Consider the following 24,298-nt stretch of genomic DNA (forward strand, 5'->3'; position numbering starts at 1 on the left):
GAAACGTCCGACAAGTGGCGTGTCGGCCCCCGAAGTGATGGGCAACGGGTCAGCTGAGCTCGCCGCCCTCCAGCAGCTCGGTCACGAGCGCTGCGATCGCCGAGCGCTCGGAGCGCATCAGCGTCACGTGTCCGAACAGGTCGTGACCCTTGAGCGTCTCGATCACGCTCGCGACGCCGTCGTGACGACCGACGCGCAGGTTGTCGCGCTGTCCGACGTCGTGGGTGAGCACGACACGGGAGTTCTGCCCCATCCGGCTCAGGACCGTCAGCAGGACGTTGCGCTCGAGCGACTGCGCCTCGTCCACGATCACGAAGGCGTCGTGCAGCGAGCGGCCGCGGATGTGCGTCAGCGGCAGCACCTCGAGCAGCCCGCGGTCCACGACCTCTTCCAGCACGTTGCCCGAGACCACGGAGCCGAGCGTGTCGAACACCGCCTGTCCCCAGGGGCCCATCTTCTCGCCCTGGTCGCCGGGGAGGTAGCCGAGCTCCTGACCGCCGACCGCGAACAGCGGGCGGAAGACGATGATCTTCTTCTGCTGCTGGCGCTCGAGCACCGCTTCCAGACCGGCGCAGAGCGCGAGCGCCGACTTCCCCGTGCCGGCACGTCCGCCGAGCGAGACGATGCCGACGTCCGGGTCGAGCAGCAGGTCGATCGCGATGCGCTGCTCGGCAGAGCGGCCGTGCATGCCGAAGACCTCGCGGTCGCCGCGCACGAGCTTGTACTCGCCGTCGCTCGTGACCCGCCCGAGAGCGGATCCGCGTTCGGAGTGGATGATCAGGCCGGTGTTCACGGGCAGCCCGATGGCCTCCTCGCTGGTTCCGACCTCGCTCTCGTACAGGTCGCTCATCTCGTCGCCCGACAGGTCCAGCGTCGAGATCCCGGTCCACCCGGAATCGACGGCCTGCTCGGCGAGGTACTCCTCCGCCCGCAGCCCGAGCGAAGCCGCCTTGACGCGCATCGGCAGGTCCTTGGAGACGATCGTGACATCTTCCCCGCCCTGTGACAGGTGCATCGCGACCGAGAGGATGCGGCTGTCGTTGTCGCCGAGCCGGATGCCGCTGGGCAGGATGTCTCCGCTGGTGTTGTTCAGCTCGACGCGGAAGGTGCCGCCCTCGCCGATGGGCACCGGGAAGTCCAGCCGCTCGTGCTCGATGCGCAGCTCGTCGAGATGGCGCAGCGCCTGCCGCGCGAAGTAGCCGATCTCCGGATCATGCCTTTTGCCCTCGAGTTCGGTGATCACGACCACCGGAAGGACGATCGAATGCTCGGCGAACCGGAAGAACGCCTGCGGATCGCTCAGCAGGACCGAGGTGTCGAGCACGTAGGTCCGCAGATCCGTTGCCGGCTGCTCCTCGGTGCTCTTGCGGGACTGCTGCTGCGCTGTACGTGTGGTCACGACCCACTCCCGACCCGGGACTGTCTCCCGGCTATTGCCTCGAGTCGACCTGGGCCACGAGTCGCGTACCTGAAGGCCGACTCGACCGGGCACCGTGCCCGATGCCTAGAAGGTACGACCGTGGAGCGGCATCCGACGCGCTCGACACGCGAAAGGCACGTTACGCGCTGGTGAACTTCTCGTTGCCGGCGGATGCGATCGCGTCGTCCAGCATCCGGAGGGTGTCGGCCGTGGTCCCCGCGTGCGGAGCCACGCGCACGGCGTCTCCGCGCGTCGTCGCGACGACGCCGGCGTTCACGAGCGCCGCGGACAGCGGCGCGGGGTGCTCGGGTGCCAGGGTCACGATGCCGGCGCGCCGTGCGCGTTCCCTGGGACTGCGGACCGGGATGCCGTGGCGATCCGCGATCTCCAGGATCGCGTCGACGTGCTCGGCGACCGCCTGTTCGATCCGAGCGACGCCGGCGTCGCGCACGTCGCCGAGTCCGACGGCCAGCCGCGCGACGGCGAGCTGATCGGGTCCGTTCACGGTGTAGGCGCTGGCATCGGATGCCGGGGCCGGCAGCTCGTCGACCGGCAGCGGACCTCCGACGCCGCCGAAGCCCGACAGCACGGGAGCGATCCGCTCGCGTGCGGCGGCGGAGAACCGTGCGAACCCGGTGCCGCGCCCGGCGCGGAGCCACTTGTAGCCATGACCCACCACGACGTCGGCGACGGAGTAGTCGTCCTCGACGATTCCGAGGGACTGCACGGCATCCACGATCAGCAGTCGATCCGGCCCGATCGCCTCGCGCAGGGCGGCCAGATCCGCACGGAAACCGGTGCGGAAGTCGACGTGGCTCACCGCGAGGGCGGTGACCTCGTCATCCAGCGCATCGGCGACGGCATCCGGCGTCACGTGGCCGCCATGCGGATCGATCCAGCGCGCCGCCAGTTCGCCGTGCGAGGCGTGCGCTGCCCGTTCCAGGGTGAGGGTGATGCTGGGGAATTCCGCGCGCGACGCGATCACCTCGCCGCCGAGGCCGAAGAACGCGTGCATGAGACCGTATGTCGCGGATGGCTGCACGGTGAGTTCCGTCGCGGGAACACCGAGAAGTTCGGCCGCGGTCTCCTTGGCCTGCGCGATCCGATCCGCCACCAGGGCGAGCGATGACGGGCGTCCGCTGCCGAGCAGATCGGCGTCGGCGAACACTTCTGCCCGCACGGAGGGCGACAACGGACCGTTCGCGGCCCAGTTCAGGTACCCGGGCTCCACGTCGAACGTGGCGAGGAAGTCTTCGAAAGCGCTCACCGGCTCATCCTGCCACGTGGACGCGCCGCGCGTCAGCGGCCGAACCGCCGGTCGCGTCCGGCGTAGTCGCGGATCGCGCGCAGGAAGTCGATCTCGCGCAGGTCGGGTCCGAGCGCTTCGACGAAGTAGAACTCGCTGTGCGCGCTCTGCCACAGCAGGAAGTCGCTCAGCCGCTGCTCGCCGCTCGTGCGGATCACGAGGTCGGGATCCGGCTGCCCTGTCGTATACAGGTGCTCGCCGATCATCTCCGGAGTCAGTTGGGATGCCAGGTCCTCGAGTGTTCCGCCCGAGGCGTTGTGCTGCGCGATGATGCTGCGCACGGCGTCGACGATCTCATTGCGTCCGCCGTAGCCGACCGCGAGATTGACGTGCAGCCCCGTGTGGTCCTTCGTGCGCTGCTCGGCATCCGCGAGGACGCGGGCCAGCTCGGCTGGAAGGATGTCAGCGCGCCCGACATGCTTGACGCGCCAGTTCGGCTCGCGTGAGAGCGCGTCGGCGAGTTCGGCGATGATCTCGATGAGATCGGCGATCTCGTTCGAGTCGCGCTTGAGCAGGTTGTCGCTGGAGAGCAGGTAGAGCGAGACGACCGGGATGCCGATCTCATCGCACCACCCCAGGAACTCCCGCATCTTCGCGGCCCCGGCGCGATGCCCGTCCGCGGGTGAGCCGAGCCCGAGCTGTCTGGCCCAGCGACGATTGCCGTCGATCATCATCGCGACGTGATGAGGAACCGGCGCCGCCTCGAGCTGCCTGCGCAGACGCCGGCCGTACAGCCGGTACAGCGGCCCCCGGCCTTCGCTCGCGCGTGCGTTCACGTCCCTACGCTACCGTGCTCGCCCTTGTTCAGCGCTGTGCGATCGCCCAGTGTATGTACTGCTCGCGGAATGGATCGCGGCCTAGAGTGAGCACGTGAGCAGACGCGCAGCCAAGACCCCCGACGTCCCCCAGCTGCCGTTGCTCGACGCCGCGGCGGTCGATGCCGACGTCGAGATCAAGCCGACCTGGCGGGGCTGGATCCATGCCGCGACGTTCCCCGTCGCGATCGCCGCCGGCATCGTTCTGATCGTGCTGGCGCAGGGCGCGCCGGCGAAGTGGTCGGCGGCGGTGTTCATGGCCACCTCTCTGCTCCTGTTCGGCAATTCTGCGCTCTATCACCGCTTCAACTGGGGTCCGAAGACCAAGATCGTGCTGAAGCGCATCGATCACGCGAACATCCTGCTGCTGATCGCCGGGACCTACACGCCGCTCGCGACGCTCGCGCTCGAACCGGAGAAGGGCGTGCTGCTGCTCTCACTGGTGTGGAGCGGCGCGCTGCTCGGCATCCTGTTCCGCGTCTTCTGGATCAACGCACCGCGCTGGCTGTACGTCGCGCTCTACCTGCTGCTGGGATGGGCTGCTGTGATGTACATGCCCGACCTGCTCAGAGCGAACGTCGCCATGATGATCCTCGTGATCGTCGGGGGCCTGCTGTACACCGGCGGCGCGATCGTCTACGCGCTGAAGAAACCGAACCCGTGGCCGGGGCACTTCGGGTTCCACGAGATCTTCCACGTCTGCACCGTGCTCGCGTTCCTGTGCCACTGGACCGCTTGCCTGCTGATCGCCCTGCAGCCGTACTCCCCTTCACTGGGTCTGCCCGGCTGAGCAGGCCCGCCCGGCTGAGCAGGCCCGCCCGGCTGAGCAGGCCCGCCCGGCTGATCGGCGCCCCCGGACACCGCGCGTAACACGATGTGAACTCCGGCCTTCGGCGGGATACCGTCGGGCCGGGCCCGATCCCGGCAATTGACCACAGAAGGAGAACACCATGGCCGAAGTCGAGAGCTTCACGCTCGATCACACCGCCGTCCACGCACCCTACGTGCGCCTGATCGCCACCGAGCGCGGCCCGAAGGGCGACGCGATCTCGAACTTCGACGTGCGCTTCGTGCAGCCGAACGAGGGCGAGATCCCCACCGCCGGCCTGCACACGATCGAGCACCTCCTCGCCAGCGTCCTGCGCGACCACCTGGACGGCGTCATCGACATCTCCCCCTTCGGATGCCGCACCGGATTCCACCTCATCACCTGGGGCGAGCCATCGGTCGCCGATGTCGTGTCGGCCATCAAGGCCGGGCTCGAGTTCATCGCCGAGAAGGCGGAGTGGGATGATGTCCCCGGCGTGTCCGCCGTCGAGTGCGGCAACTATCGCGACCACAGCCTGCACAGCGCGCGCGAGTGGTCCAAGCGCATCCTCGAGCAGGGCATCAGCCTCGACGCCTTCACCCGCACGGGAGTCTGAGTGTTCGACGAGCTCCGCGGTCGCGTCGTCCTCGTCACCGGCGGCGCGAGCGGCATCGGCGCCGGGATCGTCGACGCCTTCACCAGCGAGGGCTCCACGGTCATCAGCGCCGATCTGTCGCTGCCCGACGGGCTGCAGCACGACACGCAGGGCAGGTGGACCGTCCGTCTGGACGTGACGGACGAGGATGCCGTGGCCGCCGTCGTCTCAGAGATCGCCACACGCCTGGGCACGATCGACACGGTGGTGACGGCGGCGGGGACGTCGACGCTCGGCTTCGCGACCGAGACGACGTCGGCGCAGTGGGACCTCAACCTCGACGTCAACGCCAAGGGGTCCTTCCTCGTCGCCAAGCACGTCGCGGCGCGTCTGGTGGGCGAGGGGCGGACGGGCCGCATCGTCTTCATCTCGTCCCAGGCGGGCAAGAACGGGTATCGCGGCATGACCGCCTATGTCGCCTCGAAGCACGCGGTCCTCGGCGTCACGAAGACGATGGCGACCGAGCTCGCGGCGCACGGCATCACCGTGAATGCGATCTGCCCCGGGATCATCGAGACGCCGATGAAGCATCGCGAACGCATCGAGGGCGGAGCGATCCGCGGCATGACAGCGGACGAGGTGGCCGTGGAAGACCGCTCGCAGGTGCCGCTCGGGCGGACCGGGACACCCGAGGACGTCGCCGGTGTCGCGCTGTTCCTCGCCAGCGACCTGGCGGGCTACCTGACGGGCCAGGGCATCAACGTCACCGGCGGGATGACGATGCACTGAGCCGTGCAGCCATCAGGGCTTCGGGTCGCCGTCGTCGCTCTCGACGTCCGAATCGGCTTCCCGCTGCGCGGTGTCGGCTTCGGCTTCGCGCGCGGCCGCCTCTTCGGCGTCCAGCTCCTCGCGGACCTCTTCGCGATAGCGGACCTTGCGGATGCGGCGGTTCATGTCCCAGATCAGCAGCACGACCGCGATGAGCACGACGACGATCGCCGCGAACCCGACGAAACCGGGAGTCACATCGTCCGGATTCACCGTCATCGAAGGAGTCGGCATCGGGGTGTCTGAGCCGAACAGAACCAGCATGTGGCCGCCTTTCGTGCGCAGGTCGCATAACCTGTAGAGACCAGCCTAACGATCGAAAGACGCGCCCCGTGACGACCGCCCAGGAACTCGATGCCCGCTACGGACGCACCCGTCGACGTCGGCTGCCGTGGATCGTCGGCATCGTGCTCGCCGCGGTCGTCGTGGCGTACTTCGGATGGTCGACGATCACGCAGTCGATGAACTCCGTCGATGCGGACGATCTCGGATTCGAGGTGACGGATCAGTACGCCGTCGAGGTCCGGTTCCAGGTGAGCGGGGTGGCCGGGAAGGACATCGCCTGCGCCATCGAGGCGCTCGACGAGGAGTTCGGCGTGGTGGGCTGGAAGATCGTCGAGATCCCGGCATCCGAGCAGCACAGCAGGGCGATCACCGAGCAGGTGCGCACCGTCGCGGAGGCGACCACGGGTTTGGTCAACTCCTGCTGGGTCGCATAGACTCGCCTCAGACAACTGACGCCCCGGCACGATCGCCGGGGCGTCTTGGCATATCCCCGGTGCGCTCTGAAGGGCGCTGAACAAAGGAGCACGCTGTGTCCACAGACGCTCAGGTCCCGTTCCTCACGCAGGAAGCCTACGATCGACTCGTCGCCGAGCTCGAGCACCTCTCCACGGTCGGTCGCGAAGAGATCGCGAAGCGCATCGAAGCCGCACGCGAAGAGGGCGACCTCAAGGAGAACGGCGGCTACCACGCCGCCAAGGACGAGCAGGGCAAGCAGGAGGCGCGCATCCGCACGCTCGAGCAGCTGCTGAAGACGGCGAAGGTCGGCGAGGCTCCGGCCAGCCGCGGCATCGTCGAACCGGGAACCGTCGTCACCGCTCTCGTCGCCGGCGGCGAAGAGGTCTTCCTCCTCGGCAGCCGCGAGATCGCGGTCGGCAGCGACCTCGACGTCTACAGCGAGGCCAGCCCGCTCGGCCAGGCCATCCTCGGCCTCAAGGTCGGCGAGAAGACCAGCTACGAGGCTCCCAACGGCCGCGCGATCTCGGTCGAGATCACGGGTGTGGAGACGTACGCGGGTTGACCTGTTCGGGCCTAGTCCGGAACGACGATCGGGTCGTAACCGGCGCCGCGGAGCGTGTCGAGCGTGAGCTCGGTGTGCTCCGCGCCGCGCGTCTCGATGCTCAGCTGCAGGACGACCTCGTTGATCTGCAGTCCCTGGCCATGGCGGGTGTGCAGCACTTCCATGACGTTCGCGCCGGCCTGCGAGACGAGCTCGGAGACGCGCGCGAGCTGACCGGGGCGGTCGGGCAGCGGGATGCGGATCGTGAGGTAGCGTCCGGACGCCGCGAGACCGTGCGCCACGACCCGCTGCAACAGCAGGGGGTCGATGTTGCCGCCGGACAGCACGGCCATGGTCGTGCCGGTCGCCCGGATCTTGCCCGCCAGGATCGCGGCGACCCCGACTGCTCCCGCCGGCTCCACGACGACCTTCGCCTGCTCGAGCAGCACCAGCAGCGCACGGGCGATGTCGTCGTCGCTCACCGTGACGACCTCGTCGACGAGATCCTGGATGATCTCGAACGGCACTGCGCCGGGCTCGGCGACCAGGATGCCGTCGGCGATCGTGGGACGCGTCTCGATCGCCACGCGGTGGCCCGCATCGAGAGACGCGACGGTGGCTGCCGCGTTCTCGGCCTGGACGCCGATGATCCGGACGGTGCGTCCGGATTCGGCGGCCTTCGCCTTGATGGCCGACGCGATGCCGGCGATGAGCCCTCCCCCACCGATGCCGACGAGCACGGTGTCGAGGTCGGGCGCATCCTCGAGCAGCTCGAGTCCGAGCGTCCCCTGCCCGATCACGACGTCGCGATGATCGAAGGGGTGGATCATCACGGCACCGGTGCGCTCGGCGAACTCGGCGGCCAGCCGCAGCGATGTCGCGACGGTCTCGCCTTCGAGCACGACCTCGGCGCCGTATCCGCGCGTCGCGAGGAGCTTCGGCACCGGGACGCCGAGCGGCATGAAGATCGTGGCGGGGATCCCGAGCGCCTGCGCGGCCAGCGCCACGCCCTGGGCGTGGTTGCCCGCTGATGCCGCGACGACGCCACGGGCGCGCTCCTCGGCCGTCAGACGCGACAGCCGGTGCGCGGCTCCGCGGATCTTGAACGACCCGGTGCGCTGCAGGTTCTCCATCTTCAGCAGGACGGGTGCGCCGAACATGTCCGTCAGGGCTCGAGAGGGCAGGGTCGGAGTGTGTGTGATCACACCCGCCAGGCCCTGCGCGGCCTCTTCGAACTCGGCCAGGCTGGGGGCTGTGCTCATTGAATCCTCCGTCGCCGCTCGCGCGGCACTGTACTCCAGATCAGGTCTCCATGCGGATCATCGCCGGTGCGCCACGACCCGCTGCTGAGAGTCACGGCGACGACGTTGACGAATGCGGCCAGCGGCACTGCGAACAGGGCCCCGGGGATGCCGGCGATCATCGTGCCGCCGGCGACGACGAGCACGACGGCGAGCGGGTGCACCTTGACGGCCGAGCCCATCAGAATGGGCTGCAGGATGTGGCCCTCGATCTGCTGGACGCCGAGAACGACAACCAGCATCCAGAAGGCGATCCACGGGCCGTTGTAGACGAGGGCGAGGAACACCGCGACAGTGCCCGTGACCACGGCTCCGACGATCGGCACGAACGCGCCGAGGAAGACGAGGACGGCCACGGGGATCGCGAGCGGAACGCCGAGCAGAAAGGCGCCGAGGCCGATGCCGACCGCGTCGATCGTGGCCACGAGCAGCTGAGTTCTGGCATAGTTCACGACGGTGTTCCAGCCGTTGCTCGCCGCAGCCGCAGCCGCCGGCCGAGCACCGCGCGGGAAGATCTTGAGCGCCCAGCGCCAGATGCCCGCACCATCGGCGAGCAGGCAGATCAGGATGAACAGCGCGAGCACGGCACCGGTCACGACGTGGCCGGCCGTGGTGCCGATCGCGAGCGCACCCGACCACAGCAGGTCGACCTGCTGCTGGAGGAACGCGAAAGCCTGATCGATGTACGCCTGGATCTCGGCGGGCGAGAGATGCAGCGGGCCGTCGATGAGGTACTGGCGCAGCCGGTCGACGGAGGCGGCCGTGCTGTCGCGGACCTGCGCCCACTGGAGCGTCACCTGCCAGATCACGAGCCAGAGCAGGCCGGCGACGATCGCGAGCGTGCCGATCATGGCGATCACGATGGCCAGCCATCGCGGCACGCGGTGCCTGAGCATCCAGCCGACGGCCGGTGAGAGCAGAGCCGAGATCAGGATCGCGATCAGCAGCGGGATGACGAGCAGCTTCAACTGGATGACGACCCAGATGATCACGCCGGCGGCCGCCGCGATCAGCAGCAGGCGCCAGGCGTACGCGGCGGTGACCCGCAGACCGAACGGCACGGCCCGGCCGGTGTCCGTGCTGACGGTGCGGTCCGTCGGCATGCCGCCCCACAGAAGGTCCCGCTTGCGGGGGCGCTTCTCGTCGGTCATCCCGTCAGTCTACGCGCGGCGGTGTCCGACCCCGACGCTACGCTGACCCACGTGTCAGAGATTCTCAGCGCCACCCAGGCCCGGCGCATGGCGCTGGGCGCACAGGGCTTCACCCGGCGGCGGCCGGCGACCGTCACCGCGCGTCACGTGCACACCGCGATGGAGCGGATGGGCGTGCTGCAGATCGACTCGGTGAACGTGTTCGTCCGTTCGCACCACATGCCGCTGTACTCGCGACTCGGACCCTACGACCCGGCTCTGTTCGAGCGCATCTTCCACGCGCGCACCACCCACTACGTCGAATACCTCGCGCACGAGGCGACCTTCATCCCGGCATCCGATTGGGGCCTGTGGGACTTCCGGATGACGGACTTCCGGCGGCGCTGGGAACGCGACCCCGACTCCTGGCTCAACAGCAACCAGCGCACGATCGCCTGGGTCAAAGGCGAGCTGCGCACACGCGGGCCGCTGCGACCGGCCGACCTGCGCGAAGATGCACCGCGCGAACGAGGCACCTGGTGGGACTGGGACGATGTCAAGCTGGCGCTGGAGCACCTCTGGCGCACCGGAGACGTCGCCATCAGCGGGCGTCGGGGATTCGAGCGCAGCTACGCGCTGGCCGAACAGGTCATCCCCGCCGAGGTGCTCGCCCGCCCGATCGCTCGTGACGACGCGTTCCGCGAGCTGGTGCGCCGCGCGGCACGATCCTCAGGCGTCGCGACCGAGTCGGATCTCGCCGACTACCACCGGCTGCGCGACCGCCCAGGGGTCCGCCAGGCGATCACAGACCTCGTGGACACCGGAGAACTCGTCCCGGTCACCGTGCGCGGGTGGGAGCGCGCGGGGCGTCCGCTGCCGACGTGGCGGCACCGGGATGCCGTGCTCCCCCGCCGTGTCGAGACGGCGGCGCTGCTGACCCCGTTCGACCCGGTCGTGTGGTTCCGCGATCGCGCGCTTCGCGCGTTCGAGCTCGACTACCGGATCGAGATCTACGTGCCGGCGCACAAGCGCCGCTACGGCTACTACTCTCTGCCGGTGCTCGTGGACGACCGCATCGCCGCCAGGGTCGATCTCAAGGCCGATCGCGCGGCGTCCGCGCTGCGCGTGCAGTCCGCGTGGTGGGAGCCGGCAGCTCGGCCGGCGGATGCCGTGGCGATCGCCGAGGAGCTCGCCCGCGCGGCATCCTGGCAGGGCCTGGAGCGCATCACGGTATCCGGCTGGGGCGATGCGACGGATGCCGTGGCGGACGCCCTGAAGGCGATCGGCGGCGTCGCCTCAGACCGGCATGAGCACGAGCGGGAGGCCGCGTCCTAGAACTGCACGCGGGGCGGCTCGGAGATCGTCGTACCGTCGGCGACCTCGAAGAACTCGCGCTCGCTGAATCCGAGTCCGCGCGCGAAGAGGTTGTTCGGGAACACCTTGATCTTCGTGTTCAGTTCGCGAACGCCGCCGTTGTAGAACCGGCGCGCGGCCTGGATCTTGTCCTCCGTGTCGACGAGCGCGTGCTGCACCTGGAGGAAGTTCTGGCTGGCCTGCAGCTGCGGATACGCCTCGGCGACGGCGAACAGACTCTTGAGCGCCTGCTGCAGATGACCCTCGGCGATCCCCGCCTCACCGGGGCCGGACGCCGACAGCGTCTCGGCGCGGGCGCGCGTCACGTTCTCGAACACGGCCTTCTCGTGGGAGGCGTAGCCCTTGACCGATTCGATGAGATTCGGGATGAGATCGGCCCGGCGCTTGAGCTGGACGGTGATGCCGCTCCACGCCTCGTCCACACGGACATTCAGCTGCACGAGGGAGTTGTAGGTCGCCCATAGGTAGATGCCGACGATCACGATGACACCGACGACGATCAGTACCGGCACAAGCCATTCCCACATGGGAGGCCACCCCTTCCGCAGATTTCCTTCATCCTAGTCGGGCAGTCTGCGCATCGACTGGACGACGCTCAGTCTCCGAGCACTCGTCGCAGGTGCCGGTTCCCGAACCGGCGCTCGGGGTCCAAGCGGTCGCGCACGGCCAGGAAGTCGTCGAACCGTGGATACCTCGTGCGCAGCTGCGCGGCATCCAGCGTGTGCAGCTTGCCCCAGTGCGGGCGTCCTCCGTGGTGGAGGAGGACGTCTTCGACGGCGTTGAAGTACTCGGTCGGATCGGCGCGCCAGTACCGGTGCACGGCGATGTAGCCGGTAGCGCGACCGTGCGCCGTCGACAGCCAGAGGTCGTCCTCCGCGGCGAAGCGCACCTCGATCGGGAACTCGATCCGCCACCCGCGGCGGGCGATCAGCTCGCGCACCGCCCGGAATGCCGGGACGACGTTCTCGGCCGGCAGCGCGTACTCCATCTCGCGGAAGCGCACGGCCCTGCGCTGCGTGAACACGGCATGCGAACGGTCGGTGTACTCGCGATCGCCGGTGAGCTGGACGGCGAGGCGGTTGAAACGCGGCGTGATCGCCGGTGCGACCTGCCCGGCGGCGCACACGGCTCGATAGACGGTGTTCGACAGCAGCGTCTCATCGACCCAGCGCCCGAGCGCCGGCAGCGGCTGACGCCGGGTGGACTCCGGCATCCGCTCCTGGCGCTTGGCGAGCGCCACCTCCGTGTGCGGGAACCAGTAGAACTCGAAGTGGTCGAACGCGGCGACGCGATCGGCGAGCGTGGCCAGCACGTCCTCGAGCGGCGCGGGCTCGTCGATGGCGTGCACCACGAAGGCCGGGACGCACTGCAGGGTGACCTCCACGAGGATGCCGAGGGCACCGAGTCCCAGCGCGATCGCCGGGAGGAGGTCGGCGTTCTCGGTCTCGCTGACCCGGAGGAATTCTCCCGCCGCGGTGATCACGACCGCGGCGACGACCTGCGTCGCGATACCGCCGAAGCGAGCGCCTGTGCCGTGCGTACCGGTGGAGATGGCGCCCGAGATCGATTGGCGGTCGATGTCGCCGAGGTTCTCCATCGCCAGGCCGAACGGCGCCAGCAACGCCGGAATCCGGTGCAGTCGGGTCCCGGCGAGGAAGGTGGCGCGCCCGGTGCCGGGATCCGCGGAGATCAGGCCCTGCAGGTCACCCAGGTCCAGGAGCACGCCGGGGGCGACCGCGATGCCGGTGAAGCTGTGCCCGGCGCCGACCGCCTTGATCGGGAGGTCCTGCGCCACTGCGGCCTGGACCGCGCGCTGGACCCCTTCGGGCGACCGCGGTCGCTCCACACGGCTCGGGGTGACGGACGCCGAACGTGCCCAGTTCTGCCAGCTGCCACCGAGTCGTGTCACAGGAATGCCTTTCCCTCGCCGCGGTAGGTGCGCAGCTCGTCGATCACCGCGTCGCCGGACACGAGGTGATACGCGTCGATCCGTTCGGCCGGCTCACCACTTTTGGCGTGGCGGAACCAGACGCGATCGCCGATGCCCAGCGCAGCCGCCGCTCGTCCCTGCAACGGGGTCTGCACTTCTCCGGCCGCTTCCCTCGGCATCGTGTGCAGCCCGGACGGCCAGACCGGTCGCGGCTGCCGCGAGGCGACGGCCGGCCCGGAGGCGATCCATCCGCCGCCGAGGACCGTGACGATGTCGGCGGTGGGCCGGCGAACGACGTCGAAGGCGAATGCGGATGCCGGGGCCGGCTGGAACGAGCGGTAGCCGTCGAACAGGTGCCCGCCCAGCAGACCGCTGCCCGCGGTCGCCTCTGTGACGGACTCGTCGCTGCCGGTGAACTCGAGCGATCCGGTCCCGCCGCCGTTGAGGAACTCGAGCGGGGCGATGTCGAGCAGAGCGGTGGCGATCGCGGCTCGGCGGTGGCGCAGCTCCTCGCGCGAGCGCGCCTGGGCGAAGCGGATCACCGGTGCGTCGGGGCCGGCATCGTCGCCCTGCCCGGCGATCTGGGCTTCGTACATCTGCAGCCCGACCAGGCGGAAGCCGTCGCGCTGGACGATGGTCCGAGCGAAGCGGGCGACGTCGTCTGCGGTGAACAGCGGCGACCGGCGCACGCCGATGTGGCCCAGGGCGGCGGAACGCCAGGATGCGTCCGCATCGATCGCCACTCGGATCTCGGCACGCGCGTGCGGAGCCGCGACCGCGTCGATGAAGTCCAGGTGCGCGGGATCGTCGACCATGAGCGTCACGCGGGATGCCGCGAGTTCGTCCTGCGCGAGGCGCACGATGGCGTCCCGATCGACGCTCGGGTAGCCGACGACGATGTCGTCGTGGGTTTCGGCGAGCCAGAGCGCTTCGTCGAGCGTGAACGCGAGGATGCCGCGGTATCCTGGGATCCTCAGCACCGCGTCGAGGACGGCGCGGACGCGGACCGATTTCGATGCGACACGGATCGGGATGCCGCCGGCGCGCACGAGCAGATCCATGGCGTTGTGGCGCAGCGCATCGACGTCGATGACCGCGACGGGTGCGGGCAGGTGCGCGGTGACCTCGCTCAGGCGCGGCCACCAGCGCGCGGGATCCTCCCACGCGCGTGGGGAGGCGGTCGTCGGGCCGTCGATCAGATCGAGCACTCCCCCACCTTATGACGTCGTCGCCGGTGGCCGCCGTTAGGCTGAACCGAAAGCCCCCGTAGCCCAATCGGCAGAGGCAGGCGACTTAAACTCGCCTCAGTCTGGGTTCGAGTCCCAGCGGGGGCACAGTCATGTCGCGGGGCCCCGCCGGCGGAAACGAGGAAGGCCCCGTTCCGGAGAACGGGGCCTTCCTCGTGACATCACTTGGCGGCATTCGCCTTCTTGGCGGCGGGCTTGCGTGCCGGAGCCTTCTTGACGGACTTGTCGTCGGCGGCGTCGTCAGCGACCTTCTCAGCCTTGGCCGGAGCCTTCTCCGCCTTGGCGGGAGCGGCCGCGGCGGCGGGCGCAGCGTCTGCAGCGGGACGCGGACGCGACGCGAACTCCTCGAAGAACGCGCGCGGCTGCTGCACCTTCTCGAGGTTCACGATGTCGCGGTCGAGCCACAGGTTGTGCCACCAGCCCCACAGCACGCGCCACTTGCGCTCCCACGTCGGCATCGCAAGACCGTGGTACCCGCGGTGCGCGACCCAGGCGACGAAGCCCTTGAGCGCAAGCTTGCCGGACTGGAAGACTCCGGTGCCGAGGCCGAGGCCGGCGACCGCACCGAGGTTCTTGTGGATGTAGTCCACCGGAGCTTCGCCGCGCAGCGTCGCGACGAGGTTCTTGGCGAGGCGCTTGGCCTGACGGACGGCGTGCTGGGCGTTCGGCACGCAGAACCCGCCGACGCCGCCACCGGTGAGGTCGGGAACGGCCGAGACGTCACCGGCGGTCCAGGCACCCTCGACGACGTTGCCGTCGGCATCCACCACGCGCAGGTCCGCCTGGGCACGGATGCGACCGCGCTCCTCGACGGGAAGGTCACCCGCGCGAACGACCTGCGGGTTGGCCATGACGCCGGCGGTCCACACGATGATGTCGGTGGGGATGACCTGTCCGGTGGAGAGCTCGACGTTGCCGTCGACGGCGCCGGTGACCTGGGTGTCCAGGTGCACGTTGGCGCCGCGCTTGGCGAGGTCCTTCAGCACCCATTCGCTGGTGGGCAGCGAGACCTCGGGCATGATGCGCCCCATGGCCTCGATGAGGTGGAAGTGCGTCTCGTCGAACGTGAGCTGCGGGTAGCGCTTGAGAAGCGCGGACGCGAACGAACGCAGTTCCGCGAACGTCTCGATGCCGGCGAAGCCACCACCGACGACGACGACCGTGAGCAGTCGCTCGCGCTCGGGCCCTGCCGGGAGAGCCGCCGCACGATCGAAGTTCGACAGGAGCTTGTCGCGCACCCAGACGGCCTCTTCGATCGACTTCATGCCGATCGCGTTGTCCGCGATGCCGGGGATCGGGAACGTGCGGGAAACGGAACCGGCCGTCACGACGATCTGATCGTAGGCGAACTCGTACGAGTCGCCGTCCGCTGGCGTGATCGTCGCGACCTTGTTCGCGTGATCGATCTGGGTCACCTTGGCTGCGACGACGTTCGTGCGCTTCAGGTGCCGACGCGTCGACACCACCGCGTGACGCGGCTCGATCGAGCCGGCCGCCACTTCGGGCAGGAACGGAAGGTACGTCATGTAGGGCAGCGGGTCGACCATGGTGACCTCGGCCTCGCCCTTGCGAAGGTGCTTCTCGAGCTTCCACGCCGTGTAGAAACCCGCGTAGCCACCGCCGACGATCAGAATCTTGGGCACAGTGCTGTTCTCAACCACAGAGGGGGAACTCCTTGTCAGGGGGCAGGCGTGCGCTGCGCGCGCGCCGATCGGATACGCCGGGCAGCTGCGGTGACGCCTAGCGCAACCAGGATACCAGGGACCGTGAACATGATCAGCGGCAGGGTACCGTACAGCAGAGTCTGGGCACTGGGAAGAAGCGGAGAACCGGCCTCGCTGGGCGGGTCGGCGGCCGGCAGCGGGTCCACGGCGACGGGTCCGATCGTCGGCGTCGGCTGCGGAACGGTCTCGGCCCGCCGGAACACCCTGATCCATTCCTCGAGATCAGCCGCAGGGTCGGCGTCGACCGACGCGACCGGAGCGGTCACCGCGGCGTTCGCGTCGATGAGACCGTATCCGTACAGCGGATCGGGGACCCGGTCGACGCCCTCCACGGGGATGGCGGTCTTCAGGATCCGGTTGATGACGTTGCCCGCGCTGAGATCCGGATGAGCGGCCCTGACCAGGGCGGCGACACCGGCCACGATCGGCGCCGCGCCGCTGGTGCCGTCCCACTCGGCCATCCGGCCGTCGGCCGAGATCCCGAGAAGTCCCTCGCTCGGGGCGGAGATGCCGATGGTGATGCCCTGCGTCGATGCCTCGACGCTCGCTTCGCCGTGCTGGTTGACGCCGCCGACGGTGAGGACGCCGGGGATCGTGGCCGGGGCGCCGACGATCGACGTGCCGCTGCCCCGGTTGCCTGCCGCCACGACGACGACGACGTCGTGCTCGAACGCGTAGAGGAACGCGTCGTCCCAGCTGCCGTCCCAATCCAACGTGTTCGTCGTGAAGGAGAGGTTGATGACATCGGCACCGTGGTCGACCGCCCAACGCATCGCGTTCGCGATCTGCTCCGTGAACGGCACGGCGGCCGAGGCACCGAAATTGACGGAGATCGACAGCAGTTCGGCCTCCGGTGCGACCCCGATCATGCCCGTGCCATCGGCCTCCGGGCGCGCGGCGGCCAGCGACGCGACCCACGAGCCGTGATTGATGTCGATCGTTCCGACCGGAGTGCGTCCGTCCTCCGTGCCGGTTCCCGAGACATCGGTACCGCCGGAGACGGCGTCGCGGAAGGCGGGAGGCCCCTGCGCGATGCCCGTGTCGATCACCGCGATCTTCACCCCTTCGCCGCGTGTGGTCTTCCAGGCGTCATGAACGCGTGCGCCGTCGAGCCAGTACTCGGCGGCTCGGATCGGGTCGATCGGCTTCTCGACGGTCGGCGAGGGGGTCGGTGTCGGAGTCTCGGCCGGCGGCGTTGCTGCGCCAGTGAGCAGGACGGATGCCGCGATCACCGCGAGCGCGGCGATGCTGCTGGGCATCCTGCGACGTCTCATGCGATCGCAGCCCCCGGCTGCTCGCACTGGCACCGCTCGGGAGACCAGCTCGAGCGCGCCAGCGCGGCGTCGCCGATCGGGTTGACGCCAGGGCCGGCTGCCAGCGCGTGCCCGGCGAGGGCATGCAGACACTTCACGCGCGTCGGCATTCCGCCGGCGGAGATGCCGTCGATCTCGGCGACCTCGCCGAACTGCGCCCGGTCCTGGAGATACGCGGCGTGCGCTGCGTGATAGGCATCCGCGATGGCCTCGTCCTCATCGAGCAGGGCGGCCAGTTCCGGCATCACCTGCGTGGCCTCCAGCGTCGACATGGCTGCCGTGGCGGCCGGATGCGTCAGATAGTAGAACGTCGGGAACGGCGAGCCGTCTGGCAGCCGAGGCGACGTGGCGACGACCGTGGGATTGCCGCAGACGCATCGTGCGGCGATGCCGACGACCCCGCGAACGGGGCGTCCGAGCTGAGCCGACAGCACGTCGATCTCCGCAGGAGTGGGCAGGGCGAAAGGCGGTGTCGTCACCTCACCAGCGTACGGGAGGTGCGCCTGAACGAAGGCTCTACTCGCCCTCGGCCGCCGTCTGCGCGAGACCAGCCGCGGCGATCGTGCGCAGCAGCTGCGGCATCCAGTCCGAAGCGCTCTCCTCGAGTTCGGCGCTGACCGGCTTCTGCTCCTTGGGCAGAGCGGAAGCGTCCAGATCGTTGTCGATGAGATAGACGACTTCACCAGGCTTGACGTAGTAGAGCCGCTCGCGCGCCTGGGTCGTGATGTACGCGGGATCCTCCCAGCGCTGCTGTTCGAGCTCGAGGTCGGCGATCTCCTCCTTGGAGAGCTGAACGGCCTGCTCGAGGGCGGCGATCTGCTGACGCTGTTCGATGTACGTGCCAAGGGTGGGCATGAGAACCCACGCTCCCAGGACGACGAGCGAGAGCATGATCACCGAGAATGCGGACAGCCGGATCCCGGATGCCCATTCGCGCACGTCCACCGTGCGCGGGGACGACGAAGGGGAGGCCGCTCGTCTGGACATGGCCTCCCCTTCGCTCGTTGATCAGTCGGTGCGCAGGCTCACGCGGTGAAACGCGGGAACGCGGAGCGTCCGGCGAAGACCGCGGCGTCGCCGAGTTCCTCTTCGATGCGCAGAAGCTGATTGTACTTCGCGACGCGCTCGCTGCGAGCAGGAGCGCCGGCCTTGATCTGCCCGGAATTGGTCGCGACGACGAGGTCGGCGATCGTGGTGTCCTCGGTCTCGCCCGAACGGTGCGAGAGCATCGCCGTGTAGCCGGAGCGCTGAGCCAGGCTCACCGCGTCGAACGTCTCGGTGAGCGTGCCGATCTGGTTGACCTTGACCAGCAGCGAGTTCGCGACGCCGCGCTGGATGCCGTCGGCGAGACGCTCCGGGTTGGTGACGAACAGGTCGTCGCCGACCAGCTGCACCTTGGAGCCGAGAGCCTCGGTGAGGTGCTTCCAGTTGTCCCAGTCGTCCTCGGCGAGCGCGTCCTCGATCGTGACGATCGGGAAGTCGTTGACCAGGCCCACGTAGTACTCGGTCAGCGCCGCGGCATCCCAGTCCTTGTTGTCCAGGCGGTACACGCCGTCCTTGAAGAACTCGGTCGCGGCGACGTCCAGGCCGAGGGCGATCTCGGTGCCCGGCGTGAAACCGGCCTTCTCGATCGCCTTGACCAGGAAGTCCAGGCCCTCGCGGTTGCTGGGCAGGTCGGGGGCGAAGCCGCCCTCGTCTCCCAGGCCGGTCGCGTACCCGGCTGCCTTGAGCTCGCTGCGCAGCACATGGTAGGTCTCGACGCCCCAGCGGAGCGCCTCGGAGTAGGTCTCGGCGCCGATCGGTGCGAGGAAGAACTCCTGCATGTCGATGCCGTTGTCGGCGTGCTCGCCGCCGTTGATGACGTTGAACAGCGGAACGGGCAGGACGTGCGCGTTCGGTCCGCCGAGGTAGCGGAACAGCGGGAGGTCGGCGCTGTCGGCCGCGGCCTTGGCGACGGCCAGGCTGACGCCGAGGATGGCGTTGGCGCCCACGCGCTTCTTGTTCTCGGTGCCGTCGGTCTCGATGAGGATCTCGTCGACGATGCGCTGCTCGCTCGCCTCGACGCCTTCGATGGCCGGGCCGAGCTCGTCGAGGACTGCCTCGACGGCCTTCAGCACGCCCTTCCCGCCGTAGCGGCTCTTGTCGCCATCGCGGAGTTCGTATGCTTCGAACGCACCGGTGGATGCGCCGGAGGGGACGGCAGCGCGCTGCACGATGCCGTCATCGAGGAGCACCTCCACCTCGACGGTCGGGTTGCCCCGCGAGTCGAGAATCTCGCGTGCGCCTACAGCCTCGATCAATGCCACGAATGTGCTCCTTGCTCAGAGAAAAGGTTGTGGTGGAGCGTCGTCGATCCGCCGCCAGTCTAGCCCGCGGCGTCTCGGGCGCCGAAGCCGTTTCAGACCACGACGGCGATGGCCACGCCGTCCCAGCCCTTGAGGCCGACGGTCTGCAGCGCGGTCGCATCGAAACGGGGGTCCTCCCCCAGCATCCGCAGCCCGTCCCGGGTGCCGATGACGCGCGGATCCGCGGTGTCGTCATTCGCGATCTCGCCCTCGCGGCCGATGTTGTCCACGACGATGACGGTGCCCTTCCGGCCGAGCCGGGCGGCCCAGTCGAGGTAGATCGTGTTGGATTCCTTGTCGGCGTCGATGAAGACGAGATCGAACGGCTCCGTGCCGTCCAGACTCGGCAGCACCTCGGCGCCGCGACCGACGCGGATCTCGACCCGATCCCCCACTCCGGCGGCATCCAGATTCCGACGTGCCACCGCGGCGTTCGCGGACTCCGCCTCGACCGTGACCACGCTGCCTTCCGGACCGACTCCGCGCGCGAGCCAGATCGTCGAGTAGCCGCCGAGCGTCCCGATCTCGAGGACGCGACGCGCTCCGCTGAGGCGGACGAGCAGGTTCAGCAGCTTGCCGCTGACCGGCGCCACCTCGATGTCGGGGAGCCCGGCGGCGCGCTGAGCGGCGAGCGCGGCATCCAGCGTCGGGTCGGGACCCACGAGCAGATCGGCGAGGTAGGCGTCGGCGATGCGCCAGTTCTGGGGGTTCGATTCGGCCATGCCCTCAGCCAACTCGGCGGCGCCTCCGACGTCAAGGCATCCGGCCGATCACGCCAGATCAGCCGCCGTCGGAACGACGACGCCGTAGATGTCGCCGATCGTCGCGAGCGCGCTGTGATGCAGCTGCTCCGCCGAGACGCCGGCGACCGTGGTCTGCAGCGGACGAGTCGCACAGGCCTCCGCGACGACGGTCGGCGCGTTGCCGCGGAGGAATGCGCCCTCCGCGGTGAAGGTGACGCACATGTGCGTCATGAAGCCGATGACGATCACGTTCGTGTTGCCTGCGGCGTCCACGCGCTCGCCGAGATCGGTGCCGACGAACGAGTTCGGAGCAGTCTTGATCACGACCTGCTCGCCCTCGATGGGGGCGACCTTCGGATGGATCTCGCCGATCTCATCGCGGATGTCGTATGCCGAGCCCTCTCCGCCGTCGTGCTGGATGTGGATGATCGTCGTGCCGGCGGCGCGTGCCCGTGCGAGGAGGTCGGCGGCCGCATCCAACGCGGGCTCCCAGCCGTCGAGTTCCATCACGCCGCGCGTGTAGGTGTTCTGGTAGTCGACCAGCAGCAGGGTCGCGTCGGCGAGCGACGCGGGTGTCTGGTCGAGGCCGTTGAGGTCGCGCAGTGTGGTCGCGGGCATGAGGTTCCTTCCGAATGCGCCACCACGGGTTCGGCGGCAGAATCCACGCTACGGACCGCTGCTAATGTCGTCAACGACGTGTAACCTGCAGAAACCGACATCACGGGAACGGAGACAGACATGATCGAACGCCTGGTCCTCGTTGCCCTCTTCGATCAGGTCGATCTGCTCGACGTCACGGGACCTGCGGAGGTCTTCGAGCTCGTGCAGCGCGAAATGGACGAGCCGAGCGGCTACCGGGTCGCGCTGGCGGCGGAGAGCCTGGATGCCATCACGACGTCCGCCGGTGTGCGGATTCTGCCCGATGTGACGTTCGCCTCCGTCGCGGATCGCAGCATCGACACACTCATCGTGCCCGGTGCCGTGTCGCTCGGGCCCCAGCGCGATGTGCGGGCGGTCACCGACCCGGCGGTCGTCGATTGGGTCCGCCGGCTCGCAGCGAACACCCGCCGCGTGGCCTCGGTGTGCGTCGGAGCGCACGTCCTGGCCGATGCCGGGCTGCTGGCAGGCAAGCGCGCCACCACGCACTGGACGACGTCCGCCCAGCTCGCAGCCGAGCATCCCGACGTGATGGTCGACGCGGATCCGATCTTCATCCGCGATGGCGACGTATGGACGGGAGCCGGTCTGACCGCGTGTCTCGACCTGTCACTGGCGCTCGTCGCCGACGATTTCGGGCAGGAGCTCGCTCTGCGCGTGGCACGCCAGCTGGTCATGTACCTCAAGCGGCCGGGCGGTCAGAGTCAGTTCAGCGTGCCGCTGCAGCACGTGTCGACGAGTCGCCGCGTGGACGATGTGCGTCACTACATCACGACCCACCTGTCGGAGCCGCTCACAGTGCCGCACCTGGCCGAGCACCTGCATCTCAGCGACCGGCAGCTCACCCGCATCTTCGCGGCGGAGCTGGGCACGACCCCGGCCGCCTACGTCGAATCCGCTCGCGTCGAAGCCGCCCGCAATCATCTCGAAGCCGGCGACGACACGCTCGAGCGCGTGGCGCAGACGAACGGGTTCGGCACGGTCGACACGCTCAACAGGGCCTTCCGCCGACGCCTGAACACCACGCCCGCCGAGTACCGGAGCAGATTCCGCACCCGATGAGGATGCCGGTCTACTGCTCTCGCCGAGGCGAGAGCAGACGCCCCGGTGCGCCATCCAGCTCCGGCTGATTCCGGAACTGGCCGGTCAGGAGGAGCGCGACGATCACAAGGGCGCACGCGATCCATCCGGCGACGCCGAGAGGACCTGCCAGCGCCATGTCGAAGCTCGTCCCGGCGGCGTACACCAGACCCACCAGGGCGCCGGCGGCGTTCATCGCGCCGTGCGCGAAGACGGCCGGCCACACGGATGCCGACCTCAGGCGCAGCCAGCCGAGGAGGACACCCCACGCCACGCACCCGCCGACCATGAACAGCACGCCGGTGACGTCGGTGCGGCCGAAGTTGTATCCGAGCAGGATCACCGGCGCGTGCCACAGCCCCCAGATCGCCCCGCTGATGAGCAGAGCGGGCCACGTGCCGTACTGGCGCAGCGCCGGCACCAGGAAACCGCGCCACCCGAGCTCCTCGCCGAACGCCATCACAGCGTTGATCGTCGCCGCCGCGAACGGGATCGCGATCAGCTGAGACGCGATCACCAGCCCGGCAGGCGGCACCGGGACCCCATCAGGGAGGGAGGCCTCGAGCGTCTCGCTGAATCCGGAGAACTCGCCGAGGTCGAGCTGCACCCATCCGATCGCCGCCGCGACGACGATCGACAGGGCGATCACGACGATCGGACCGAACAACCCGATCACGCTCAGCCAGATGACGCGCTTCGCCGGACGCAACGGCCAGATGCCGAGGAAGCGCAGCCGCTCCCCCTTCGGCACCGGCCGGAGCACCAGGATCACGAGCACGGCGGCGAGCGCCGGCGTGAACATCATCACGGAGATGAGCACGCCCGCGAGCGGATGGTTCAGGCCGTCGCCCAGCCAGAGCGGCAGGGCGACGAGCCAGGCCAGACCGCAGGCCAGCACGACGAACGCGATCGTCGCGGTCAGCGGGATCCGGTTCCGCGTGCTGTCCTGCCCTGCGCTCATGATGCGTCTCCTGTCGTACGACGGGATGCCGCGGCATCCACGTATGCCTGCAGCAGTGCGGCGGCCTGTTCCGCACCGTCGATCGTGACGACGAACGTGCGCTTGCCTGGGCGCACGATCTCGATCGCCGGGCCCTGGTGCATGACGATGCCGGTGCGCCCGTCCAGGGAGATGCGCCAGCCCCATCCGCCGAACTCGCCGAACGGCGAGATCTCCACAGCCCGCGCGGACTCGATCTCGGCGAGCGGAATGTTCGTGCGCGGCACGCCGAGCAGCGATCTCGCAGCGAAACCCTCGGGGGTGATGCGCACCCGGAAGGCAGCCGTTGCCGGAAGCGCGACCAGGATGATCAGCATGATCCCGGCGCTGATCCACGCGGCTGACCCACCGCTGAGCGCAAGGGCGAAGGTGAGAGCGGTGACCAGGACGAGCGCTGCGCCCATGACGATCAACGGCGTACGCGGCATCGTCGTCGTTCCCACCCAGACGACGCGTTCGCCCTCTGCGACGTCGACCCGATGAGTCGGCTCGAGCGCGCGCTCCGGCGCGGCCGTGACGGCGGGCTGCGCGAACCACGCGGCCGCACCCGCGACCACGAGGACCGCGAACCCGAGCGCGACGACCCACCACACGTCGCCGACCGCCGAGGCATCCGACAGCCCGCGCTGGGGACCGACGGAACCGAGTGTCAGCACCAGCGCGAAGGCCGACATCCCGGCAGCCATCGCCCCCATGAACCGCGCGGTCGCACCCCAGTGCGCTCCCACACCCGCCAGCGTGACGACCGCCATGAACGCCGGCAGCACGAGGCCGACGCCCAGCAGGATCCAGACGTAGGCAGCCGGTGGACCGAATCCATCGGGTCCGGACTCGCCCCAGTGCGTCACGACGGGATCCGGGAGCTGCGGCATCCATGACCACAGCACGACCAGACCGATCGCGACGAGGACGAGCGGCACGATGATCGACACGATCAGGAACCGGATCCGCGCGCGACGCAGCTGTGCCGGTGGCGTGCGGGTGATGTCGTGCTCGGTCATGGGCGCTTCTCCATTCGAGGGCGGTCGGAGACGGCGGACGTCACGATCGCGGCGAGCGTCTCGGTCGAGACGCCGAGTGCGCCGGCTCTGGCGACCAGATCGGCGACGTCCTTGGCGAGTTCTGCCAACGGCGCCGCCGAGGCCGCGACGACCGCTCCTCGGCCGCGTCGCAGGTCGACCAGACCTTCTTCGCGCAGCTGCTGGTACGCATGCAGGACCGTGTGCAGGTTGATGTCGAGCGTCTCCGACACCTCGCGCGCCGACGGCAGCCGGTCGCCGGGGACCACGGATCCCGTCAGGATGTCGGAGCGCACAGAAGCGGCGACCTGCTCGAAGAGCGGTCGCGAACTGTTCGCGTCGATCCTGATCAGCATGAGCCTCCGATTTTCTACTAATTCT

At 69.0% G+C, this 24,298-nt stretch carries 26 protein-coding genes and 1 tRNA gene; 8 read left to right on the forward strand and 19 right to left on the reverse strand.

The features are described from left to right. Positions 1-49 precede the first annotated feature (49 nt). The 3 genes from M2317_RS03100 to M2317_RS03110 form a co-directional block, all read right to left on the reverse strand. Positions 50-1,399, reverse strand: a complete 1,350-nt coding sequence (locus M2317_RS03100; protein WP_429457205.1) for a PhoH family protein — start codon at positions 1,397-1,399, stop codon at positions 50-52. A 160-nt stretch (positions 1,400-1,559) separates the two neighbouring features. Then, complete coding sequence (locus M2317_RS03105; RefSeq protein ID WP_429457207.1) at positions 1,560-2,687, reverse strand: aminotransferase class V-fold PLP-dependent enzyme; 1,128 nt, start codon at positions 2,685-2,687, stop codon at positions 1,560-1,562. Positions 2,688-2,719: 32 nt separating this feature from the next. Then, positions 2,720-3,502 (reverse strand): isoprenyl transferase, encoded by a 783-nt coding sequence (locus tag M2317_RS03110; RefSeq protein WP_429457209.1) that lies wholly within the window; start codon positions 3,500-3,502, stop codon positions 2,720-2,722. Positions 3,503-3,596: 94 nt separating this feature from the next. Here M2317_RS03110 and trhA point away from each other — a divergent pair, with 94 nt between their 5' ends. From trhA to M2317_RS03125, 3 genes are all read left to right on the forward strand, one after another. Next, positions 3,597-4,331: a PAQR family membrane homeostasis protein TrhA gene (gene trhA, locus M2317_RS03115; protein ID WP_429457211.1), complete on the forward strand. Its 735-nt coding sequence runs from the start codon at positions 3,597-3,599 to the stop codon at positions 4,329-4,331. 160 nt (positions 4,332-4,491) lie between these two features. Beyond that, the gene (locus M2317_RS03120; protein ID WP_429457213.1) at positions 4,492-4,965 is read left to right on the forward strand and encodes an S-ribosylhomocysteine lyase; all 474 of its coding nucleotides are present in this window, start codon (positions 4,492-4,494) and stop codon (positions 4,963-4,965) included. Next, positions 4,966-5,733, forward strand: coding sequence for an SDR family NAD(P)-dependent oxidoreductase (locus M2317_RS03125; protein WP_429457215.1), 768 nt, complete (start codon positions 4,966-4,968; stop codon positions 5,731-5,733). A gap of 12 nt (positions 5,734-5,745) precedes the next feature. On the opposite strand, the gene M2317_RS03130 is transcribed toward M2317_RS03125, so the two are convergent. Continuing rightward, on the reverse strand, positions 5,746-6,036 hold the full coding sequence (locus tag M2317_RS03130; protein ID WP_429457217.1) for a hypothetical protein: 291 nt from the start codon (positions 6,034-6,036) through the stop codon (positions 5,746-5,748). A gap of 68 nt (positions 6,037-6,104) precedes the next feature. On the opposite strand from M2317_RS03130, the gene M2317_RS03135 reads away from it, so the two are divergent. Together M2317_RS03135 and greA are read left to right on the forward strand one after the other, a co-directional pair. Continuing rightward, complete coding sequence (locus tag M2317_RS03135) at positions 6,105-6,491, forward strand: DUF4307 domain-containing protein (RefSeq protein ID WP_429457219.1); 387 nt, start codon at positions 6,105-6,107, stop codon at positions 6,489-6,491. Positions 6,492-6,586: 95 nt separating this feature from the next. Next, positions 6,587-7,075, forward strand: a complete 489-nt coding sequence (greA, locus tag M2317_RS03140; protein WP_429457221.1) for a transcription elongation factor GreA — start codon at positions 6,587-6,589, stop codon at positions 7,073-7,075. Between the two features lie 11 nt (positions 7,076-7,086). On the opposite strand, the gene ilvA is transcribed toward greA, so the two are convergent. Both ilvA and M2317_RS03150 read right to left on the reverse strand, forming a co-directional pair. Continuing rightward, a complete protein-coding gene (ilvA, locus tag M2317_RS03145) occupies positions 7,087-8,316 on the reverse strand; it encodes a threonine ammonia-lyase (RefSeq protein WP_429457222.1) in 1,230 nt (409 codons plus the stop codon). Next, entirely contained in the window at positions 8,313-9,506 is a 1,194-nt protein-coding gene (locus tag M2317_RS03150) for an AI-2E family transporter (RefSeq protein ID WP_429457224.1), read from the reverse strand. The genes ilvA and M2317_RS03150 overlap by 4 nt, the downstream gene beginning before the upstream one ends. Before the next feature lie 51 nt (positions 9,507-9,557). Between M2317_RS03150 and M2317_RS03155 the strand changes: the two genes are divergently transcribed. Continuing rightward, a complete protein-coding gene (locus tag M2317_RS03155; protein ID WP_429457226.1) occupies positions 9,558-10,820 on the forward strand; it encodes a winged helix-turn-helix domain-containing protein in 1,263 nt (420 codons plus the stop codon). Here M2317_RS03155 and M2317_RS03160 read toward each other — a convergent pair. The 3 genes from M2317_RS03160 to M2317_RS03170 all read right to left on the reverse strand — a co-directional run bounded on the left by M2317_RS03160 (position 10,817) and on the right by M2317_RS03170 (position 13,997). Continuing rightward, positions 10,817-11,386: a LemA family protein gene (locus M2317_RS03160; RefSeq protein WP_429457229.1), complete on the reverse strand. Its 570-nt coding sequence runs from the start codon at positions 11,384-11,386 to the stop codon at positions 10,817-10,819. The two genes, M2317_RS03155 and M2317_RS03160, sit on opposite strands and share 4 nt — an antisense overlap. A gap of 68 nt (positions 11,387-11,454) precedes the next feature. Continuing rightward, the gene (locus M2317_RS03165) at positions 11,455-12,768 is read right to left on the reverse strand and encodes a D-arabinono-1,4-lactone oxidase (protein WP_429457230.1); all 1,314 of its coding nucleotides are present in this window, start codon (positions 12,766-12,768) and stop codon (positions 11,455-11,457) included. Next, entirely contained in the window at positions 12,765-13,997 is a 1,233-nt protein-coding gene (locus M2317_RS03170) for an alanine racemase (protein ID WP_429457232.1), read from the reverse strand. The genes M2317_RS03165 and M2317_RS03170 overlap by 4 nt, the downstream gene beginning before the upstream one ends. A gap of 52 nt (positions 13,998-14,049) precedes the next feature. Between M2317_RS03170 and M2317_RS03175 the strand changes: the two genes are divergently transcribed. Beyond that, positions 14,050-14,123, forward strand: a tRNA-Leu gene (locus M2317_RS03175). A gap of 74 nt (positions 14,124-14,197) precedes the next feature. On the opposite strand, the gene M2317_RS03180 is transcribed toward M2317_RS03175, so the two are convergent. The 7 genes from M2317_RS03180 to M2317_RS03210 all read right to left on the reverse strand — a co-directional run bounded on the left by M2317_RS03180 (position 14,198) and on the right by M2317_RS03210 (position 20,779). Beyond that, complete coding sequence (locus M2317_RS03180; RefSeq protein ID WP_429457234.1) at positions 14,198-15,679, reverse strand: NAD(P)/FAD-dependent oxidoreductase; 1,482 nt, start codon at positions 15,677-15,679, stop codon at positions 14,198-14,200. A 35-nt stretch (positions 15,680-15,714) separates the two neighbouring features. Then, positions 15,715-17,019 (reverse strand): S8 family peptidase, encoded by a 1,305-nt coding sequence (locus M2317_RS03185; protein ID WP_429457236.1) that lies wholly within the window; start codon positions 17,017-17,019, stop codon positions 15,715-15,717. A gap of 11 nt (positions 17,020-17,030) precedes the next feature. Next, positions 17,031-17,552 (reverse strand): DUF501 domain-containing protein, encoded by a 522-nt coding sequence (locus tag M2317_RS03190; RefSeq protein ID WP_429457238.1) that lies wholly within the window; start codon positions 17,550-17,552, stop codon positions 17,031-17,033. Between the two features lie 37 nt (positions 17,553-17,589). Continuing rightward, the gene (locus M2317_RS03195) at positions 17,590-18,060 is read right to left on the reverse strand and encodes an FtsB family cell division protein (RefSeq protein WP_429457240.1); all 471 of its coding nucleotides are present in this window, start codon (positions 18,058-18,060) and stop codon (positions 17,590-17,592) included. A 38-nt stretch (positions 18,061-18,098) separates the two neighbouring features. Beyond that, complete coding sequence (gene eno / locus M2317_RS03200; RefSeq protein WP_429457241.1) at positions 18,099-19,379, reverse strand: phosphopyruvate hydratase; 1,281 nt, start codon at positions 19,377-19,379, stop codon at positions 18,099-18,101. Positions 19,380-19,471: 92 nt separating this feature from the next. Next, positions 19,472-20,140 (reverse strand): O-methyltransferase, encoded by a 669-nt coding sequence (locus M2317_RS03205; RefSeq protein WP_429457243.1) that lies wholly within the window; start codon positions 20,138-20,140, stop codon positions 19,472-19,474. Between the two features lie 48 nt (positions 20,141-20,188). After that, complete coding sequence (locus M2317_RS03210) at positions 20,189-20,779, reverse strand: isochorismatase family protein (protein ID WP_429457245.1); 591 nt, start codon at positions 20,777-20,779, stop codon at positions 20,189-20,191. 120 nt (positions 20,780-20,899) lie between these two features. Here M2317_RS03210 and M2317_RS03215 point away from each other — a divergent pair, with 120 nt between their 5' ends. Further along, complete coding sequence (locus M2317_RS03215; RefSeq protein ID WP_429457246.1) at positions 20,900-21,880, forward strand: GlxA family transcriptional regulator; 981 nt, start codon at positions 20,900-20,902, stop codon at positions 21,878-21,880. 10 nt (positions 21,881-21,890) lie between these two features. On the opposite strand, the gene M2317_RS03220 is transcribed toward M2317_RS03215, so the two are convergent. Genes M2317_RS03220 through M2317_RS03230 form a run of 3 tightly spaced genes read right to left on the reverse strand, consistent with a single transcriptional unit; the run spans position 21,891 to position 24,273 of the window. Beyond that, complete coding sequence (locus M2317_RS03220) at positions 21,891-22,859, reverse strand: CPBP family intramembrane glutamic endopeptidase (RefSeq protein WP_429457248.1); 969 nt, start codon at positions 22,857-22,859, stop codon at positions 21,891-21,893. Then, entirely contained in the window at positions 22,856-23,899 is a 1,044-nt protein-coding gene (locus tag M2317_RS03225) for a DUF1648 domain-containing protein (protein WP_429457249.1), read from the reverse strand. Before M2317_RS03225 ends, M2317_RS03220 begins: the two co-directional genes overlap by 4 nt. Further along, a complete protein-coding gene (locus M2317_RS03230) occupies positions 23,896-24,273 on the reverse strand; it encodes a GntR family transcriptional regulator (RefSeq protein ID WP_429457251.1) in 378 nt (125 codons plus the stop codon). Before M2317_RS03230 ends, M2317_RS03225 begins: the two co-directional genes overlap by 4 nt. Positions 24,274-24,298: the final 25 nt, after the last annotated feature.

The sequence above is a fragment of the Microbacterium sp. ZKA21 genome, from assembly GCF_050434165.1.
GTDB lineage: Bacteria > Actinomycetota > Actinomycetes > Actinomycetales > Microbacteriaceae > Microbacterium.